Raw genomic sequence first — 17895 nt, forward strand, 5'->3', positions numbered from 1 at the left:
GCCGCACCGCACGCGACCTGCCGGTGAGGTGACTCACACCGACTATCGGACGGCATCGGGAACCCGCCCTGATGGTTTATCGTTCATACATATGTGACCGTGGGGCACGGCATCCCGGACCCGCGCTGTCACCACGAACGGCCCCGGTTGGAATCCCCCGTCCAACCGGGGCTTCGTCGTACCCGCCCGTTCCCTCCCTCGTTCGCGTCGACGGCTCCATGTTGACGCCTCGCACCCGTCTTCGGCGGCTCCGGCGAATCGGTTCATCGATTGCCCCGCCCGGCGCCCTGGACCGGGCGGCCCTCCCTGGCCCCCGCGCGCCCCTTCTCCTTCGGGTGACACCTCGCATCCTCGTGCCCGTGGCGGGCATCGAAAGGGATGTACCCCCGACGATCAAGGACCGGGGTCCGCACCCCGAGGAACCACCATGCTCCGCAGGCTCGCCCCGGCCGCCACCGCCGTCGCGCTCCTCCTCACCGGCTGCACCACCCCCGGCCCCGGCCCGGACGCCCCCGCCCGGAACTCCGCCCCCGTCACGGACCCGGCCGAGGACGACCTCCTCAAGACCGCCCAGCTCACCCTCGTCACCCGCTGCCTCGCCCGGCAGGGGCTGGCCCTTCCCACGCGGACCCACAGCACCGAAGACCCCCGTCTCCAGAGCGCGCTGTTCGGCACAGGACCGAGCGAGCTGTCCCTCACACTCCCCACCGGGGCCACCGTCACCGCCCACACCGACGGATGTCTCGCCGACGCCCTGCACACCCTCTACGGCGACCAGCGGCGCTGGTTCCACGCCCAGGTCACGGTCAACAACCTGCGCGCCCTCGCCGCGGACCGGATGAAGACCGACCCCGCCCACCGCGCCGCCATGGCCCGCTGGACCGACTGCGCCGCCACCCGGCCCCGCGGCACCCTGCCCGACCGCGTCCCCCCGGCCGTCGCGGACCGCTGCGCGGTGCAGAGCGGGCTCATGGACGTACGCGCCCGGCTGGAGCCGGCCGAGCTGGCCCGCGTGCGCGCCGAACGCCGCGACCAGCTCACCACCTACCAGCAGCTGCGCACCCGCGCACTGCGGCGGGCGTCGGCGCTCATCGGCGCCCAACCCGCGATCACCATCCAACCGAAAGGCACAGAAGGCACATGACCCTGAAGCACAGCCTCGCCGGAGCCGCCGCGGCACTGCTCCTCGCCACCGGCGGCCTCGCCCTCGCCCCACCGGCCGGCGCGGCCGACTGCCCCAGCGGCCATTTCTGCACCTGGGAGAACGCCAACTTCGACGGCCAGAGGGCCAACTGGAGCGGTGACGACGGCTGGTGGGAGAGCTGGATCGCCGACGAGGACTCCTCCTGGGCCAACCACGGTGTCTCCGGTCCGGGCGTCAAGGACCATGTGAAGGTCTTCTCGCGCGCCCACCAGGGCGGACACATGACGATCTGCCTGGCCCCCGGCCAGGAGGTCGGCTACAACGGCGCGGCCAACGACAACGGCGACTCCCACACCTGGGCGATGAGCTGCTGATCACGGCCACCCGGACCTGACGTCCGGGATCCCCTCGTCCGGGACCCCACCCGGTCCCGGACGACGGCCGAGCGACCCCCCGTAGAGGGAGGTCCGACGCCCGCTCCCGGGCTTGCGAGCCCACGTTGTCGATCATGTATGGTTACGGCTCCGGTTAAGCAGACCAAGGAGGTGAGACCCATCAACGCCAGTTCAGGCAGGGTGCTCTCGCCTCACGGATGTGCGGTCTGACCGACAAGGCCGACCACGGGAGCGCCCCCGGGCACCCCGAAAGGGCCGTCTTGTCCCTCACCGTTTCACCCCGTATGCACGCCACCGTCGTCACCAAGCTCCGCTCCGCCGGCTGTGTCTTCGCCGAGGACGAAGCCGAGCTGCTGATCTCCGCCGCCCGCACGGACGCCGACCTCGACACGATGGTCGACCGGCGCGTCGAAGGGCTCCCCCTGGAACACATCGTCGGCTGGGCCGAGTTCTGCGGTCTGCGGATCACCGTCGACGCCGGTGTCTTCGTCCCCCGCCGCCGGACCGAGTTCCTCGTCCAGCAGGCCGCCGCACTCGCCCGCCCGGGCGCCGTCGTCCTCGACCTGTGCTGCGGCAGCGGCGCCGTCGGCGCCGCCGTGGCGGCCGCCGTCGACGGCATCGAGCTGCACGCCGCCGACGTCGACCCCGCCGCCGTGCGCTGTGCACGGCGCAATGTCACCGACGTCGGGGGCCGCGCCTACGAGGGCGACCTGTACGACCCGCTCCCGGCCGGCCTGCGGGGCCGCGTGGACGTACTGGTCGCCAACGCCCCGTACGTACCGTCCGAGGCGATCGGATTCCTGCCCCCCGAGGCCCGCGACCACGAGCCGCTCGTCGCCCTCGACGGCGGTGCCGACGGCCTGGCCGTCCAGCGCCGCGTCACCGAGGGAGCCACCGCATGGCTGGCGCCCGGCGGAAGGCTGCTCATCGAGACGAGCGAACGCCAGGCGCCGCACACCGCGGCTGCGATGAGCGCCCACGGGCTGGTCCCCAGGATCGTCGGCTGCGACGACCTGGACGCCACCGTGGTCGTCGGCTCCCGCCCGGCCCTCGGCCGGCCGGAAGAGCGCTGACGCAGCTGAGCGTCGCAGCTGGCCCCGCCCGGCCGGGGCCGGCTACACCCGGGCGTGCGTGGTGATGTCCGACTCGAACTGGGTGATCATCGCCGGGGTCACGGTCGGACGGCACTGCGCGATCGCCGCCAGATAGTCCTGCGTACTGGCCCCCGGCGAGCGCGCCTCGCCCAAGGGGCCCCCGACCGCGACCAGATCCCGCTCGAAGGAACTCTGCGCCGCGATCCGCGCCGCGTGCTCGATGTCGGCCGGGGTGAACAGCTCGCTCGCCGCCACCAGCTGCGCCACGTCCACCTCCGGCCGCCCGTCCGTGTAGCGCGACCAGATCGCCGCCCGCGCCCCCTGGTCCGGTGTCCCGATCGGGATCAGGTAGTCGAAGCGACCGGGCCGCAGGAACGCCGGGTCCAGCGACCGGATCGAGTTCGTCGCGCAGATCAGCAGCCGCTCGTCACGCTCACGGAAGCCCGGGATGAGCTTCAGCAGTTCATTGGTCACCCCGTGCATGCCGCCCGGCTGCGCCGGCTCCGTACGCACCGGGGCTATCTCCTCCACCTCGTCGATGAAGACGAGCACCCGCTCCAGCTCCGCGATCCGCGCGAACGCGCTGCGCAGGGCCGCCGCCAGATTCCCCTCGTCCGCCAGCCGGGACGGCAGGAGTTCCACGAACGGCCAGCCGAGCCGCGAGGCGATGGCCCGGGCGAAGGTCGTCTTGCCGGTCCCCGGCGGGCCGAACAGCCCGATCGCCCGCGGCGGCCGTACGCCGTGCCGGGCGGCCCGCTCCGGCTCGGCCAGCGGCAGCACCACACGCCGTTCGATCAGATCCTTCTCCGCCTCCATGCCGGCGACCTTGGTCCACAGGTCGTTGGGCAGGACGCGCCCGCCGAGGTCCTCCAGGAGATTGGCCGCAGGACCGTGCAGCGGCTCGACCTTCTCGAAGTAGGCGACGGCCGGCTGGCGGGTGTACCCGGCGTTCAGCAGCCCCTCGCCGAGCAGCTCCTCCTCCGGCAGCACATACGCGATCCGGCCGACCCGTGCCGCGACGAGCCTCCGCTCCAGCTCCACGAGCAGCGCACTCGCCAGCCCCCGGCCGCGCCAGGCGGACGAGATCGCGATCCGCATCACCCACGCGCGCTCCCCGGCGACGCAGGCGAGCGCCGCACCGATGGGCACGCCCTGGTGGACGGCGACGACGGCGGGCTGCCGGGAGGTGAGCGCACCGATGCACTCGGCGAGCGAGAACACCGACTCCTGACCGAGCTCGGCCGTGGTGTCGATGAGGTGGACAACGGCAGCGAGATCGCTCTCGCGGTAGTCGTGGATCAGCCAGTTCACCGGTACCGCCCCTCGTTCGTACTGTTCCGGCGAGGCTAGGGGCGCCGGTACGGAGCGGGCCTGTGCCGTCCTGCACAATCCGGGGACCCGAAACGCTACGTTCCGTCACTCGCGCGAACGGCGGCGCATCCCCGTCAGGCGTCCAGGGCCATCCGCACACCGAGAAGCAGCAGCACACCACCGGAGACCTGCTCCAGGCGCCGGCGCACGCCGGCCCGGGACAGGATCGCCTTCATCCGGCCGACGAACCACACATACAGCCCGTAATAGCCGATTTCGAAGACTGCCCAGATCGCCGCCAGCGCGACCATGGTGGGCAGCTCGGGCGCTCCGGCCGGGACGAACTGGGGCAGGAAGGACAGTGCGAACACCGCCGCCTTCGGATTGGCCAGATTGAGCAGCAGGCCCGCGCGGTACGACGACCAGCCGGAGTGGCCCACGGCAGGGGCGTCGGGCTCCGCGACCCCCGATGCGTCGCCCTTGACCCGGCGCGCCGCGAGCAGCGTCTGCACACCGAAGACGATCAGCACGACCGCTCCGACGATCCGTATCGCGTCGTAGGCGAGCTGGGAGGCCGTGAGTAGCGCGGTGAGCCCGAAGGCGGCCACCACACCCCAGATGAACACCCCCGTCTCGTTGCCCAGCACCGTCAGGAAACCGGCCCGCCTGCTGTGCAGCGACTGCCGGACGATCAGCACCGTGCTGGGTCCGGGGGAGGCCGCGATCAGGGTGCACGCGCCGAGAAAGGCGAGGAGGGTACTCAGCATGCGGCTCATCCTCAGCCGTCGCCGCGAGACCTGTCCACACCTTTCCCGGCTGCGTCCCCGAGCTCTCCCCGGTCCCGTACAAGGGAAAGCCGAGGTCAGAGCTGGTGGACGACCTCGCCGCCCACCACCGCCAGTTCGGTGACCGTGCCCGGGATGTCCTCGGGGGCGCAGCGCAGGATGTCCCGTGAGAGCACCACGAAATCGGCGAGCTTGCCCACGGTCAGCGAACCCCGCTCGTCCTCCAGGAAGTTGGCGTACGCGGAGCCCATCGTGTACGCGTGCACGGCGGTCTCCACATCGACCGTCTCGGCCGGCTGCCACGGCTCGCCACCGCCGAGCGGACGCCGGGTCACGGCGGTGTAGATGCCAACCATGGGGTCCATCTCGGCCACGTTCCAGTCGCTGGAGAACGCCAGCACCGCGCCCGCCGTGTGCAGGCTGCGCATCGGCCACGCCTTGTGCCAGCGCTCCTCGCCGACGTTCTCGGCCCAGTCCTTGCCGGGCCCGGCGATCTCCGGGGCGCAGTGCCTCGGCTGCATGCAGGCGACCACGCCCAGCTCCGCGAAGCGCGGTGCGTCGGACGGGTCGAGACACTCCACGTGCACGACCTGATGGCGGGCGTCCCGTGGACCGTTGACCTGGCGTGCGTGCGCGGCAGCGTCGAGGACGGTACGGATGCCACGGTCGCCGGTGGCGTGCACGAAGCACTGGAAGCCGCGCGCGTCGAGCTTGGCGAGCAGCCCGGCGAACTCCTCCGGCGGGTAGAACGTCTCGCCCCGGTGGCGGCGGCAGCCCGAGTACGGCTCCAGCAGCGCGGCCGTGCGCGGTTCGACGACATCGTCGATGTAGAGCTTGAGCGGCCCCACCCGGAGACGGTCGTCGGCCAGGCGCCCGGCGGCGTCGGCGAACTCGTCGAGCTCCGCGTCGCTCGTGCCGCGCGGATGGAACAGCGCCGCCACGATCCGGGACCGCAGCCGCCCCTCGGCGCGGGCGCGCTCGAAGAGGGCCAGATCATCGAGGGAGTTCTGCGGCTCGACGACGGTCGTGATGCCGTAGCGGATCGCATCGTCCAGGCTCTTGGCCAGCCGCCCGTACTGCCGGTCCGGCGAGGCCCACGGCACGCCGAGTTCGCGCAGCGCCCGGTGCCCGTCGCGGGAGAGGCCCCTGACCGCGAAGTCCTTGATGAATCCGGTGGGTTCGCCGGTCTCCGGATCGGTCACGGCCTCGCCGAACGGCAGCCGCGTACGGTCGCGTGTCACACCGAGCCGTCGCAGGGCCGCGGTGTTCAGCCAGGCCGTGTGGACGTCGTAGCTGAGGACGAAGGCCGGCAGGTCGCCGGTGGCCGGGTCCAGGTCGGCCGCGCACGGCATCCTGCCGCCCGGGATGGCCGAGTAGTCGAAGGCCTCCGCCTCGATCCACCGGGCGTCGGGATGCGCGGACAGCCAGGAGCGGATGCGCCGGTGGATGCCGTCGAGCGTGCGTACGCCCGCGAGCTGGACGCAGGCGTCGTCGGAGCCGAGCCGTACGTGGTTGTGCGCGTCGATGAAGCCGGGCAGCACCAGCCGCCCGTCCGCCTCGATCACCTCCGTCTCCGGTCCGATCCAGCCGGCGGCGTCCGCGTCCGTGCCCAGCCAGGCGATCCGCCCGCCGCGCACGGCGAGTGCCTGCGCCTGGGGGAGGGCGGGATCGACGGTGTGGACGCGGGCACCGGTCACCACGAGGTCGGCGGCGGGGAGGGTGCGGGTCATGAGATGTGCTCCAAGGGTGGTGCGGTCGGTGCGGATTCTGTTGCGGTGCGCGCGGTACGTGAGGTGTCACGCGGCACGGTCGTACGCGGTGGAACGTGCGGTGTCACATGGCGGCGCGGCGCCGGGCCAGGGCCCAGTAGGTGAGCGCGGAGACGACCGAGCCGAGGAGGGTGAGGTCGGCGCCGCCCAGCGGGGCGACCAGAGGTCCGGTCCACAGCTCCGAGTCGCAGGTGAGCACCGCGAAGAGCAGCCCGGTCAGCAGGGCGCCCATACCCGCCGGGTGGTACCCGTGCCGGTACCAGTACGCGCCCGCGCGCCCGGCGTGCAGCGCGTCGGAGTCGTACCGGCAGCGCCTGAGCACCATGTCGGCGAGGAAGACGCCGGCCCAGGGGGCGAACACCACGATCAACAGGGAGAGGAAGGAGAGCAGTGAGGAGGTGAAGTCGGTCAGGAACAGCGCGGCGAGCGAGCCGAGCGCGGTGACCGCGGCGCTGATGAGGATCGCCCTCGCCCGGCTCCAGGGGATGCCGAGGACCTGGAGGTTCAGGCTGGACGAGTAGAGGGTGATGATCGAGTTGGTGACGGAGCCGCCGAGGACCAGGGCGAGGAAGAGCGGCTGGAACCAGCCGGGCAGGAGCTTCTCGGTACCCGCGACGGCATCGGTCATGTCCGTCTGCGTGGCGGCCGCGACCCCCGCGACACCCAGCGCCAGGGAGGAGAGGAATCCGCCGAGCGCGCCGCTCCAGGTGATCGCCCGCAGTGAGGTGGTCCGGGGCAGGTAGCGGGTGTAGTCGGCCGGCATCGGGACGTACGAGAACGGTCCGGCCAGCATGACGACGAACGCGAGGCTCCACCCGGCGGCGCCGGGCGCCGCGGCCGGGGCGCCGGTGTCGGTCCCGGGCAGGAGGAACAGCAGCAGGGCGGCGAAGCCGATGGCGAGCACGTACGCCATCCAGCGTTCGGCGAACTGCACGGTCGCGTGGCCCCACAGGGCGACGACGAAGGTCAGCGTCAGGGTGATCAGCAGGGCGAGACCCCGTGCGGTGTTGCCGCCCTGCCAGCCCAGGTCGGCGAAGAAGGCTTCGAGGGCGAAGGTGCCGACCACGGTGTTGACGATGGTGTAGCCGATGCTGACGACCCAGTTGAGCACCCCGGCGGGGAGGTTTCCGAGGACGCCGAAGGCGGCGCGGGAGAGGACAAGGGTGGCGGTTCCGGTGCGGATGCCGCCGAGCCCGGCCGCGCTGATCGCGAAGAACGCCAGACCGCCGATCACGACGACCGCCGTGGCCTGCCAGAACGACAGCCCGAAGGTCACGGCGAGGGCGCCGTTGATGACGTAGGTGAAGGTGAGGTTGGAGCCGAACCAGAGCCAGAAGAGGTCCTTGGCGCTGCCGTGGCGTTCGTTGTCGGGAATCGGGTCGATGCCATGCGTCTCGACGTGGAACACCTCGTCGACGGCGGGCCTCTCGTCATGGCTCATACGTGTCATCCCGTACCTCTGGATCTTGAACAGCGTTCTAAGTTCTTGAATGGCATTCAAGATGAGGGGAGGGTGCCGCCGCCGTCAATACCCGCGCCGGGATAAAGTCGTGCCGGCGGAACCCCAGGTCGCTGGGGCAGGAGAGGAGTCGCCTGGTGGCGGGAGCGGCGCGGCGGCGCGACGGGCGGATCGCTCAGGAGCGGATGCTGGAAGAGGCCATGTCGGCCATTGCCGAGGACGGACTGGCCGCGCTCACCATGTCGGCCCTCGCCGAACGGCTCGGCACCAGCGGCGGCCACATCCTCTACTACTTCGGCAGCAAGGACCGGCTGCTGCTGGAGGCCCTGCGCTGGAGCGAGGCCGCCCTCACCGAGGAACGCAAGGCGCTGCTCGCCCGCCGGGTCACGGCCGAACGCAAACTCGACCTGTTCTTGGAGCTCTACCTCCCCCGAGGGCCGCGCGACCCCCGCTGGACGCTCTGGATCGAGCTGTGGGCCCGTACCCCCGCCAACGAAGAACTGCGGCAGGCCCAGGAGGAAATGGACCTCGGCTGGCAGCAGGACCTCGAAGCGCTCCTCGCCCGGGGCGTCGACGCGGGCCGGTTCGCCCCAGACCTTGACGTACCCGCCCGCGCCTCGGAACTGCTCGCCCTGCTCGACGGCTTGAGCACCCGCGTCGTCCTCGGCCAGCGCGGCGCCGACCCCCGTCGCGCCCTGGCCACGGCGCGCTCGGCGGCCACCCGGCTCGTCGAGCGCGCGTGACCCACCCTCGGGCGGGCCGGGCGCCGGCCCGACACGGCCGGGGAACAGGGAAGCGCGCAGCCGGCGGGCCGGGCTGGTGGAATGACAAGATCGGTGGCGTCCGGCCGCTGGTGTGCGCGGAGGCGGACGTGTCGGAGCGCGAGGGTCCGTCCGCACGCCCGCCCGGTGAGGAGACGGCGGTCGAGGCCCGCCTGCGCGCCATGGAGCAGGCAATCGCCCGGATCGGCACCACGCTCGACGAGACCTCCACCTGCCGTGAGCTGGGCGACTTCCTTTGCCCCTCCCTGTGCGACGCCGCCGCCGTCGACCTGCCGCCGCACCGCGTGCTGCGCCGGCTCGACGCCGCCGTCGCCGAGGACAGTGCCCGCCGCCCGGCGACCTGCCTGCTCATCCGTGTCGACCCGGCCCGAGGGGTCGCCACCTTCGCGAGCGCCGGCCACCTGCCGCCGGCGATCTTCACCGCCGACGGCAGGGCCGAGCTGGTGGAGGTGCCCGTCGGACCGCCCCTCGGCACCGGCGTGGGCGGATACGAACTCGCCACCCGGGACGTCACCCCTGCCGAAACCCTGTTGCTCTTCACCGACGGGCTGGTCGAGCGCCGGGACGAGGACATCGACGTCTCCCTCTCCCGCCTCGCCGCGGTGCGCATGCCGCCGGGCGCCGGGGTGGACGAGGTCGTCGACGAAGTCCTGCTCCGGCTGGACGCCCGGCACGCCGAGGACGACGTCGCCGTCCTCGCGGCTCGGATCCGCCCCCGCCCGCCCGGCCGCGCGCCGTCCGCCTGACACCTGCCTCCGGCTGCGCCCTGTTGACCCGTCCGCCACCGGCCGCGACACTCGATCGCCGGTTCTCCGCCGGCACGGCATCGGTGACGACCGACAGGGGGCCTCATGGCAGGTCAGGTTCTTCCGCACGACGTGCACGGCAGCGGACCCGAGCGGGTCCTCGTGATCCACAACTGGTTCGGCGACCGGTCGAGCTTCGATCCGGTACGGGAACACCTGAACGGGGACGACTTCAGCTACGCGTTCCTGGACTGCCGCGGCTACGGCGAGGCCATCGACACCGACGGCGACTTCACCATGGAGGAGGTCGCCGCGGACGCCCTGGCCGTCGCCGACCATCTGGGCTGGGAGACCTTCTCCGTCGTCGGCCACTCCATGGGCGGCAAGGCCGCCCAGCTGATGCTGCTGGACGCGCCCGCCCGGGTCCGTTCGATCATCGGCGTCTCGCCGGTGTCGGCGGCCGGATTCCCGCTCGACGAGGCGACCTGGGAGCTCTTCGCCGGAGCCGCCGACAACCCCGGCAACCGCAGGGCCATCATCGACAACACCACCGGAGGCCGGCACGGCGACGCCTGGCTGGACGTCATGGTGAAACGCTCCCTGGAGCGTTCCTCGGCCGCGGCGTTCCGCGCGTACCTCGACTCCTGGTCCCGCACCGACTTCCACGCCCGCGTGGACGGCAACCCCGTCCCGGTGCTGCTGGTCGCCGGCGCGCACGACCCGGCGCTCGGCGCGGAGGCGATGGCGGCGACCTGGCTGCGGTGGTATCCGAACGCCCGGCTCGAAGTCCTCGACGACGCGGGCCACTACGCCCCCGAGGAGGCCCCGCGCGAGCTGGCCGCCGCCGTCGAAGGCTTCCTGACCCGCTGACCGGCCGGACCCGGAGACCGGCCGGACCCGGAGACCGACGGGGGCCACCCGTTCGGGCGGCAAGGTGGAGGGGTGGCGCGTCGGGACGGGTACTCGTTCGGATCATGTCCCTCCCTTCCGGCACGCCGCCCGACGGCGGCCCCGCCCCGCACGGCCACTGGTTCCGGCGGTTCCACCGCCGGGTGCTGACCTCGGCCGTAGGACTGGCGTGGAATCGCGGGCGCGAGATGGAGCTGATGCACCGTGCGATGGGCTTCGCCGCGCTCAGCCTCCTCACCCTCGTACCGCTCCTGATCGTCATCGCCTCCGCCGACCTCGCCAGCGGGCAGGGTTTCGCCCGCTGGCTGGTACAGGGGCTGGGCGTGTCGGAGGTGTCCCAGGAAGAGGTCGAGCGGCTGTTCGGCCAGCCGGGGCAGGCGCTTCAGCGGACCACGGCGTTCGGTCTCGCGGCGCTGGCCGCGTTCGGTGTCACGTTCGGAGCCGCCGTGCAGACCGGCTACGAACGTGCCTGGGACCTGCCGACGGCGCGCTGGCACACGATGTGGCGGCACGTCGTCTGGCTCGCCGCGCTGGTCGCCTGCCTCCTGCTCTTCGTCGGCGCGCCGCCTCCGGAGAATGCCTCCAGGCTGGTGTCCTTCGCGGTCGCCGCCGCGGACGTCTTCGGCGCGTTCCTCTTCTTCTGGTGGTCGCAGCGGCTGCTGCTCTGCGGCCGGATCCGGTGGCGCGCCCTCGCACCGGGCGCCGCGGCGACCGCGCTCGGACTGCTCGGGCTGCGGATCTTCTCCCAGTTCGTCTTCTCGCCGCTCATCGCCTCGAACGCCGTGACGTACGGGCAGTTCGGGACCGTGCTCGTGCTGCAGTCGTGGCTGGTGGGGGTGGGGTTCGTCGTCTACGGCGGGGCGCTCGTCGGCCGGCTCGTGCATGAGGCCCTCGTCCACCGCAGGCTCGCCCGCCCACCGGAGGACCTGAGGGTGCCTTTCTGACGTACGTCGCGGCGATCTGGGCCGCGCATGGGGCTTGTGGTGGGCGTGGGGCATCGTTACCGTCCGGTAGGAATACCTGATTGGCTGTCAGGTCGCCCGCTCGGCCCCCATGGAAGGAACGTCGATGTCTCTTCTCCGCTCCGGGCTCCTCGCCGCCGCGCTCGCCGTCGTGGCCGGTACGGCATCCGTCCCCGCCGCCCCGGCCCAGGCGGACGACCGCGCCGGACTGCGCGAGGTGATGTTCGTCGGCAACAACTGGGACGGCACCGCCGATGTCATCGAATCCACCGGTGCGCTGACGAAGGTCGGCCGGATCAACGTCATCCCGGACAAGGAACAGCGGCTCCGCGAGATCTACCTCAACCCCGTGAAACTGGCCTACTTCCTCGGCATCCGCGAGACCGCCGGCGAGGGACACGACCAGTTCGTCGACGACATGTACTCCACCCCCGACGGAGCGGCCGTCGTGGTCTCCCGGCCCAGCTTCGCCGACGTCGTCTCGATCGACCTCGCCACCGGGGCGATCAACTGGCGCTTCCCCGTCTCCGGCTACCGCTCCGACCACATGGCCGTCTCACCCGACGGCACCCGCGTCGCCGTCTCCGCCTCCACCTCCAACACCGTGCACGTCCTCGACATCACGAGCGGCAAGGAGCTCGGTTCCTTCAAGACCGGCGACAAGCCGCACGAGAACGTCTTCAGCAAGGACGGCCGGTACCTCTGGAACATGGCCATCGGGGAGGTCAACACCGCCCTCGACCACCCCTGGCTGGACTTCACCAAGGGCGACCGCCGTATCACCGTCGTCGACACGACCACCTTCCGGGCGGTGCGGACCGTCGACATGCGCCAGCGCCTGGACGCCTTCGGCCGCGGCGACCTCTCCGACTCCGTCCGGCCCGTCGCCTTCACCCCGGACGAGGGCACGCTCTACTTCCAGGTCTCCTTCTTCAACGGCTTCGTCGAGTACGACGTCGCCACCGACAAGATCACCCGCGTCAAGACCCTCCCCAAGAACCCCTCGACCAGTGAGGACCGCACCACCTGGGTCAACGACTCCCGCCACCACGGCATGTCCATGAGCCCCCGCGGCGACAAGCTGTGCATCGCCGGAACGATGGACGACTACGCCACCGTCGTCGACCGCGCCTCACTCCAGGAGGGTCCGCTGGTCCCCGCTTCCAAGCCGTACTGGGCGACGGTCAGCGGCGACGGCGCATCCTGCGTCATCTCCGAGAGCGGCGCCGACCGCGTCACCGCGATCGACTTCGCCACCGGCGCCAAGGTCGCTTCCGTACCCGTCGGGGACCACCCCCAGCGTGTCCGGATCGGCCACGTCGCGAAGGGCTGGACGGGCCCGGCGGCCCGCTGACCGATGCCGGACCCCTGGCCCGTCACTCCGCGCAGCCCGGACGTCCCCGGTCAGCCACTTCTCGTTGTCGAGGCCATCCGGATCGTACGGATACGCCTCCGCGAAGACCAGGTTGAACGTCGTCCTCATGTCGCCCAGCGGATTGTTCGCATCGAAGAAGAGCACATGCCCGTGCCGCGTGCGCTCCGCCTCGCACACCAGGTCCGTGAACTCCCAGCCCAGCACCTTCGAGCTGTGGTCGAGGAACTCCTCGTCGGGGACCGGGGCCATCGTGGGGAGGGCCAGCAGTTCACGGACGGCGGCGGTGGTGAGGGCGGACGCGGCGAGCGCTTTCACGGTCATGGAGACGACCGTACGCGCCGCCACTGACACTCCCTCAGGCCGGGCACACACCCGGGTGGTGCCGGATGTCGAGCACGAACCGCTCCGGCCCGTGCAAGGTGTACGCCTTGTACACGGGCTTGGTGTCGAAGGCCGCCCCGAAGGTGACCACGCCTTCGAAGTCGCCCGTCATGGCCACGCCCTTGAGGGTGGGCAGCCAGACCTTGAGCAGCCGGGGACCTTGGTAGACGGAACGGCCGCTGTCGTCGTGGGCGGCGGCGGGGGAGAGCTTGATCTCCAGGAAGTAGCGGCCGGCGAGCGGCACCTTGTTTCCCGAGCCGTCGTACGTGAGGACCTTGACCGGCTTGACGGTGACCGGCGGCACGGTGCCCTTCACATCGATGACGAGCCGGTCGAAGGACGCGTGTCCGCCCCAGCGCGCGTTGGTCACGAGCGCGGTCGCGGGCTGTGCCGCACCGGGCGAGGCCGGTGCGGCGGACGGGGAAGCGGAGGCGGGGATCGTGGCACCGATCCCGGCGGTGAGAAGAATGCCCGCGGCGAAGGCCGCGAAGCGCTGACGGTGCAGCATGACGTCCCCCAGTTTCTCCAGATACGGGGACAGTGGTGTCACTGAAGAAGACATCCGGAAAAGTCCTATGGTTCCACCTTTGGAGGTAGAGAACACCAGATTTCTTCCGGTCTCGTCACGGGGCGTCCGACGAGACGTGCCTGGTCACAGCAGCGGTCGGACGACCGCCCTGGCGAGGAACTCGGCGAACGTACGCGGGGCTGCGTCGGCGCCAGGACCGGCGGCGTAGTACCGCAGCAAGGCCTCATGGAAGCAGCCTCCGATCAGCAGCGCCGCGGCCGCGTCGGGGTCCGTCTCCGCGCCGACCCGCCCAAGGGCCTGCTCGGCCTGCAGGTAGCCGGCGAACGCGCCGGCCGCCTTGTCCGGGCCGCCGCCGAGCCGGCTCATCGCCGTCCGGTGCGCGGCCATGCGCTGCCGATCGGCGAGGATTGCCCCGAGCATCGGGATCGCCCGCTGGTAGGAGTCCAGCACCGCATGGGCGAGTTCGGCGAGGTTGTCCTCGACGTCGCCCTCTCCGGGGCGTACGGACACGCGGGAGAGGCCGGGTAGCCGTTCCTCCAGGACGGCGAGCAGCAGCCGCTCCCTGTCCCCGAAGTACTTGTCGAGCGTCGGCTCGGACACCTCCGACGCCAGCGCGATCTCCTTGGTCGTGGCCTGCGCCACGCCGCGGGTCCGCAAGATCTCCGCGGCCGCGTCCAGGATCCGCTCCCGTGTGCTCATCCGGTTTCTCCGCTCGGCACCGTCGGCTGTCTGACCTTCCTCCGGTCGCCCGCCAACCCGCCCGCCGAAGCCTGCGCCGGCGGCCGGAAAGAAGGCGCCCCTCCCAACGTGCCCGGAGCGCGGGCCAGGGCTACGAGTTCGTGAACGCCAGGGTCAACGGCCATACCAGTGCCGACCTTCTGGAACGGGTGGACAGCGACATCGTGGCCTGCCGCCCGGTCGCGGTCACGATCCTCATCGGCACCAACGACCTCGGAGACGGCGTACCTGTTCAGGACTACCGCGGTTATCTCGGCGCGATCGTCGACCGGGTGAAGACCAAGACGTCCGCCCGGATCGTCCTGCTGTCCCTGCCGCCGCGCGGCGAGGACCTGGACGCCGACATCAACCACAGGCTGGCCGCGTACAACGCGGTGATCAAGGAGACGGCCGAGCGCGCCAAGGTCGACTACCTGCCCGTACATGAGCGGATGGCCGACCATCTGCGGAAACGCGGCGCGCGGGCACGCCGTACGACTTCGGCTTCGGGGGCGCCTTCGCCGCGGCGGCCGAGCACCATCTGCTCGGACGCGGCTGGGACGAGGTGGCTCGCGGCAACGACCTCGAACTGCTCGTCGACCACATCCATCTGAGCGACCGCGGCGCGGCCTTCCTCACCGATCTCGTGGCGCAGTGGCTGGCCGGCGCCCCGGCGCGGACCGCGCCCTGATCGGTGAACGGTCCAGCCCCGGGACCGCTCCCGCGGGTGGCTCAGAGCTCGCCCTCGACTCCTGCGCGGCGCTCCGAGTCGTACGCGTCGGTGACGCAGTCCGCTACGCAGTCGGCGTACTCGTAGCGCAGGCGCAGAGCGGCCGCCGCGTCACGCCGCGGGACATGCGTGCGGCCGAAGTGGTCCCGGGCGATGTCCACGACCGCGTCGATCGTGACAATGGCGGGCTCGCCCTGCGACGCGGCGCCCCGTGCGGAGGCGATGGCCATGTCGGCGGACCGGAGCAGATCCCGCGGGTAGCGCCGGCCCAGTGTCGACCGGGCGCGGGCGGCCGACAGTGGCCGTACCGCGCGGCCCTTCCACACCACCCCGGCCGCCATCAACGCCAGTCCGAACGTCACCACACCGAAACCGACAGCATGTGCGGGCTGCATGGAATCCCCCTCTCACCGCCGAAAACGGTCCATCGGATCCCTTGCCCAGCACCATGCCCGATGACACCGTCGACCGACGGCGGACCCTCGCCGACCGGGGCCGGGCCGGGGCCGGACCGAGGCCGAACCGATGCCGAGCGGAGATCAACATGCCGCTGGGCCGACCCAGCGCGCGCCTTGCGGGTCGGAGATGTCAGGATGTCACTATGACGATCAAGGTCTATTTCGACATCACCATCGACGACGCGCCCGCCGGGCGCATCAACTTCAACCTCTTCGACGAGGAGGTCCCGAAGACCGCGGAGAACTTCCGCGCGCTCGCCACCGGCGAGAAGGGCTTCGGCTACAAGGGCTCCTCGTTCCACCGCGTCATCCCCGAGTTCATGCTCCAGGGTGGCGACTTCACCCGCGGTGACGGCACCGGCGGCAAGAGCATCTACGGCGAGAAGTTCGCCGACGAGAACTTCAAGCTCAAGCACACCCGCCCCGGCCTGCTGTCGATGGCCAACGCGGGCCCGAACACCAACGGCTCGCAGTTCTTCATCACCACCATCGTCACCAGCTGGCTGGACGGCAAGCACGTCGTCTTCGGCGAGGTCGCCGACGAGGAGAGCATGGCCGTGGTGAAGAAGATCGAGTCGCTGGGCTCGCAGAGCGGCCGCACCTCCGCCAAGATCACCATCGCCGACTCCGGCGTTCTCTGATCGGGACCTGACACTCAGGTCCGCACGGCCCCGGAGCCCTGAAAGCTCCGAGAGGCGTACGGGGACGTACGCGGGTCGCCTCGCCCGAATCGAGGCGACCCGCGCGACCGAGTCCCCACTCAGCACGCCGCCAGAAGCCGACCGCTCATGCGGGCCCCGATCGGCGGGACGGTCATTCCCCGCCCTGAGCCGAGGGCTCGGCGGTCCGGCTCATCAGCCGTTCGTAACGCTGCCGCGCCGCCTGTGGTGTCCCCAGGCCGAGCCCGAACGCGATCTCCGGCCACGTCATGCCACGCCCCCGGGCCATCCGCAGCAGGCCCGCCTCCAGCTCGTCCATCTCCCCCCTGGCCCGCGGGACCAGACTCAACGCGGCCGTGATGTCGGCCCGGTCGACCTCGGGCTCGTCCTCCTCCGTGAGCGCCGCGCCGCTGAGCAGGAACGCCACCAGCCTCACCGCCTCGTGCGGCCCGATCAGCGCGGGATGGACCTGCCTGCCGCGCAGGGCGTCCGTACCCGCGTGCCGCTCCGCGATCCGGAACAGCGCCGCCATTTCCCTGTGCGCTCGTGCCTCGTCCGGATCCGGAGGCGTGAAGGGGTCGCTGCCGGCCGGATCCGAAGGGAGAGCTGCTGAGGGCTCCGGAGTCGACTGCATGGCACCAGCATGGGTGCGCACACAGACCGGTGTCAACGATCCTTGATGAACACTTTGTTTGCATGCGTGGCGCGGACGAGCATCCGGGCCATCGCCGCCCCTGAAGCCACGGCCGTCCCATGGAGCAGGCCCGCGAGCGCCAGGTGCTCCGGTACGGCGACGTCGGCCGGCGCCGACATGGTGACGTACAACGTCACCGGTACCTTCCAGCCGCTCCACGCGAAGAGCGCCCCCGACCCCAGCCAGCCCACCGCCATCACCGGCCCGCGACGCAGCCCGGCCGGCCGGCCGCCGGTGATCGCCGCCGTCGCCAGGGCCCCCGCGAGCGCCCAGCACCCCAAGACGGCCCCCAGCAGCGCCCCCCTGGGCGTCCCGCGCCTCCGGCCGTACGATCCCGGCCGTTCCGCCCGCCGCCCAGTAGCACCAGACAAGTCCGACCGCCGCGCCCGCGACCGTCGCCCACGACGGAGCCGCGCGGGTACGGGAAGGGGTGGCGGCGTCCCCGATCCGCCCGGCGAACGCATGAGGCCAGCGGCGTAGGAGGTAGGCGGGGAGCGCGATCGCCAGGCCGGCGCCCATGCCCACGAAGCCGAGCTGGACCAGCGCCGCCTCCCACCCGGGCATGGCAGGGCCGGCCCCCGCCCCGTCGCCCGCGGAGGACTTCTCGGCTCCTCCATCACCCCGCTGAACAGGGCGAACGGCAGGATCGCGACCAGGAACCCGGCTCCGACCCAAGCGCAGAACGCCAGCGGTACCGCCGGGATGCGCAGCCCCCAGGGGCGTACGAGCGCGAGCGCCAGCCCGATCCCCGTGGCGGCCATGCCGATGGTGACCGTGTTCAGCACCACCCATCCCGCCAGGCCGAAGCCGGCACCGACCGGGAGCAGCCCGAGGAGGGAGCCGATCACCCATGACACCTTGATGAGCACGTACGGCGTCAGCGCGACCGCCGCGCCGTACGCCGCGATCCGCCCCGCCCGGTCCATTCCCGTCCCCGCCACCGTGGACCCCTTTCCCCCGGAGCCCCCAGCCTCGGCGAGCAGCGCCCGGCGCGCG

At 71.6% G+C, this 17895-nt stretch carries 20 protein-coding genes and 1 pseudogene; 12 read left to right on the top strand and 9 right to left on the bottom strand.

Features of this window, described 5'->3' with window-relative positions:
• Positions 1-427 precede the first annotated feature (427 nt).
• The 3 genes from IEZ01_RS03585 to IEZ01_RS03595 all read left to right on the top strand — a co-directional run bounded on the left by IEZ01_RS03585 (position 428) and on the right by IEZ01_RS03595 (position 2612).
• A complete protein-coding gene (locus tag IEZ01_RS03585; protein WP_189199764.1) occupies positions 428-1144 on the top strand; it encodes a hypothetical protein in 717 nt (238 codons plus the stop codon).
• Entirely contained in the window at positions 1141-1518 is a 378-nt protein-coding gene (locus IEZ01_RS03590) for a peptidase inhibitor family I36 protein (RefSeq protein ID WP_189199766.1), read from the top strand. Before IEZ01_RS03585 ends, IEZ01_RS03590 begins: the two co-directional genes overlap by 4 nt.
• 305 nt (positions 1519-1823) lie before the next feature.
• Entirely contained in the window at positions 1824-2612 is a 789-nt protein-coding gene (locus IEZ01_RS03595; protein WP_189199860.1) for a putative protein N(5)-glutamine methyltransferase, read from the top strand.
• A 42-nt stretch (positions 2613-2654) separates the two neighbouring features.
• Here IEZ01_RS03595 and IEZ01_RS03600 read toward each other — a convergent pair whose 3' ends face one another.
• From IEZ01_RS03600 to IEZ01_RS03615, 4 genes are all read right to left on the bottom strand, one after another.
• Entirely contained in the window at positions 2655-3944 is a 1290-nt protein-coding gene (locus tag IEZ01_RS03600; protein WP_019891448.1) for an ATP-binding protein, read from the bottom strand.
• Between the two features lie 134 nt (positions 3945-4078).
• Positions 4079-4711, bottom strand: a complete 633-nt coding sequence (locus tag IEZ01_RS03605; RefSeq protein WP_019891450.1) for a LysE family translocator — start codon at positions 4709-4711, stop codon at positions 4079-4081.
• 95 nt (positions 4712-4806) lie between these two features.
• Positions 4807-6459: an amidohydrolase gene (locus tag IEZ01_RS03610; protein ID WP_189199768.1), complete on the bottom strand. Its 1653-nt coding sequence runs from the start codon at positions 6457-6459 to the stop codon at positions 4807-4809.
• A gap of 103 nt (positions 6460-6562) precedes the next feature.
• Positions 6563-7939: a purine-cytosine permease family protein gene (locus tag IEZ01_RS03615; protein ID WP_019891452.1), complete on the bottom strand. Its 1377-nt coding sequence runs from the start codon at positions 7937-7939 to the stop codon at positions 6563-6565.
• A 155-nt stretch (positions 7940-8094) separates the two neighbouring features.
• Between IEZ01_RS03615 and IEZ01_RS03620 the strand changes: the two genes are divergently transcribed.
• The 6 genes and pseudogenes from IEZ01_RS03620 (at position 8095) to IEZ01_RS03645 (ending at position 13079) form a co-directional block, all read left to right on the top strand.
• Positions 8095-8700: a TetR/AcrR family transcriptional regulator gene (locus IEZ01_RS03620; protein ID WP_019891453.1), complete on the top strand. Its 606-nt coding sequence runs from the start codon at positions 8095-8097 to the stop codon at positions 8698-8700.
• A 281-nt stretch (positions 8701-8981) separates the two neighbouring features.
• Positions 8982-9485 (top strand): annotated as a pseudogene (locus tag IEZ01_RS03625) (PP2C family protein-serine/threonine phosphatase); the annotation flags it as partial.
• Between the two features lie 105 nt (positions 9486-9590).
• Complete coding sequence (locus tag IEZ01_RS03630) at positions 9591-10355, top strand: alpha/beta fold hydrolase (protein ID WP_028798271.1); 765 nt, start codon at positions 9591-9593, stop codon at positions 10353-10355.
• Between the two features lie 104 nt (positions 10356-10459).
• Positions 10460-11338, top strand: a complete 879-nt coding sequence (locus IEZ01_RS03635) for a YhjD/YihY/BrkB family envelope integrity protein (RefSeq protein ID WP_019891456.1) — start codon at positions 10460-10462, stop codon at positions 11336-11338.
• Positions 11339-11462: 124 nt separating this feature from the next.
• Positions 11463-12710, top strand: coding sequence for a YncE family protein (locus tag IEZ01_RS03640; protein WP_019891457.1), 1248 nt, complete (start codon positions 11463-11465; stop codon positions 12708-12710).
• A gap of 165 nt (positions 12711-12875) precedes the next feature.
• Positions 12876-13079: a hypothetical protein gene (locus IEZ01_RS03645; RefSeq protein ID WP_189199770.1), complete on the top strand. Its 204-nt coding sequence runs from the start codon at positions 12876-12878 to the stop codon at positions 13077-13079.
• A 7-nt stretch (positions 13080-13086) separates the two neighbouring features.
• Here the strand turns inward: IEZ01_RS03645 and IEZ01_RS03650 are convergent, their stop codons facing one another.
• On the bottom strand, positions 13087-13620 hold the full coding sequence (locus IEZ01_RS03650; protein WP_028798273.1) for an AMIN-like domain-containing (lipo)protein: 534 nt from the start codon (positions 13618-13620) through the stop codon (positions 13087-13089).
• A gap of 144 nt (positions 13621-13764) precedes the next feature.
• Positions 13765-14340, bottom strand: a complete 576-nt coding sequence (locus tag IEZ01_RS03655; RefSeq protein WP_189199772.1) for a TetR/AcrR family transcriptional regulator — start codon at positions 14338-14340, stop codon at positions 13765-13767.
• On the opposite strand from IEZ01_RS03655, the gene IEZ01_RS03660 reads away from it, so the two are divergent.
• Together IEZ01_RS03660 and IEZ01_RS35580 are read left to right on the top strand one after the other, a co-directional pair.
• Positions 14331-14972 (top strand): SGNH/GDSL hydrolase family protein, encoded by a 642-nt coding sequence (locus tag IEZ01_RS03660; protein WP_267907248.1) that lies wholly within the window; start codon positions 14331-14333, stop codon positions 14970-14972. The genes IEZ01_RS03655 and IEZ01_RS03660 overlap by 10 nt on opposite strands.
• The gene (locus IEZ01_RS35580) at positions 14924-15049 is read left to right on the top strand and encodes a hypothetical protein (protein ID WP_019891463.1); all 126 of its coding nucleotides are present in this window, start codon (positions 14924-14926) and stop codon (positions 15047-15049) included. The genes IEZ01_RS03660 and IEZ01_RS35580 overlap by 49 nt, the downstream gene beginning before the upstream one ends.
• A 41-nt stretch (positions 15050-15090) precedes the next feature.
• Here IEZ01_RS35580 and IEZ01_RS03665 read toward each other — a convergent pair whose 3' ends face one another.
• Positions 15091-15483: a hypothetical protein gene (locus tag IEZ01_RS03665; RefSeq protein WP_189199776.1), complete on the bottom strand. Its 393-nt coding sequence runs from the start codon at positions 15481-15483 to the stop codon at positions 15091-15093.
• Positions 15484-15689: 206 nt separating this feature from the next.
• Here IEZ01_RS03665 and IEZ01_RS03670 point away from each other — a divergent pair, with 206 nt between their 5' ends.
• On the top strand, positions 15690-16187 hold the full coding sequence (locus IEZ01_RS03670; RefSeq protein ID WP_019891466.1) for a peptidylprolyl isomerase: 498 nt from the start codon (positions 15690-15692) through the stop codon (positions 16185-16187).
• Positions 16188-16359: 172 nt separating this feature from the next.
• Here IEZ01_RS03670 and IEZ01_RS03675 read toward each other — a convergent pair whose 3' ends face one another.
• Positions 16360-16839: a hypothetical protein gene (locus IEZ01_RS03675; protein WP_040875860.1), complete on the bottom strand. Its 480-nt coding sequence runs from the start codon at positions 16837-16839 to the stop codon at positions 16360-16362.
• A gap of 32 nt (positions 16840-16871) precedes the next feature.
• Entirely contained in the window at positions 16872-17840 is a 969-nt protein-coding gene (locus IEZ01_RS03680) for a hypothetical protein (RefSeq protein WP_229832644.1), read from the bottom strand.
• Positions 17841-17895 lie beyond the last annotated feature (55 nt).

It is taken from the genome of Streptomyces purpureus, from assembly GCF_014648195.1.
Taxonomy (GTDB): Bacteria; Actinomycetota; Actinomycetes; order Streptomycetales; family Streptomycetaceae; genus Streptomyces; species Streptomyces purpureus.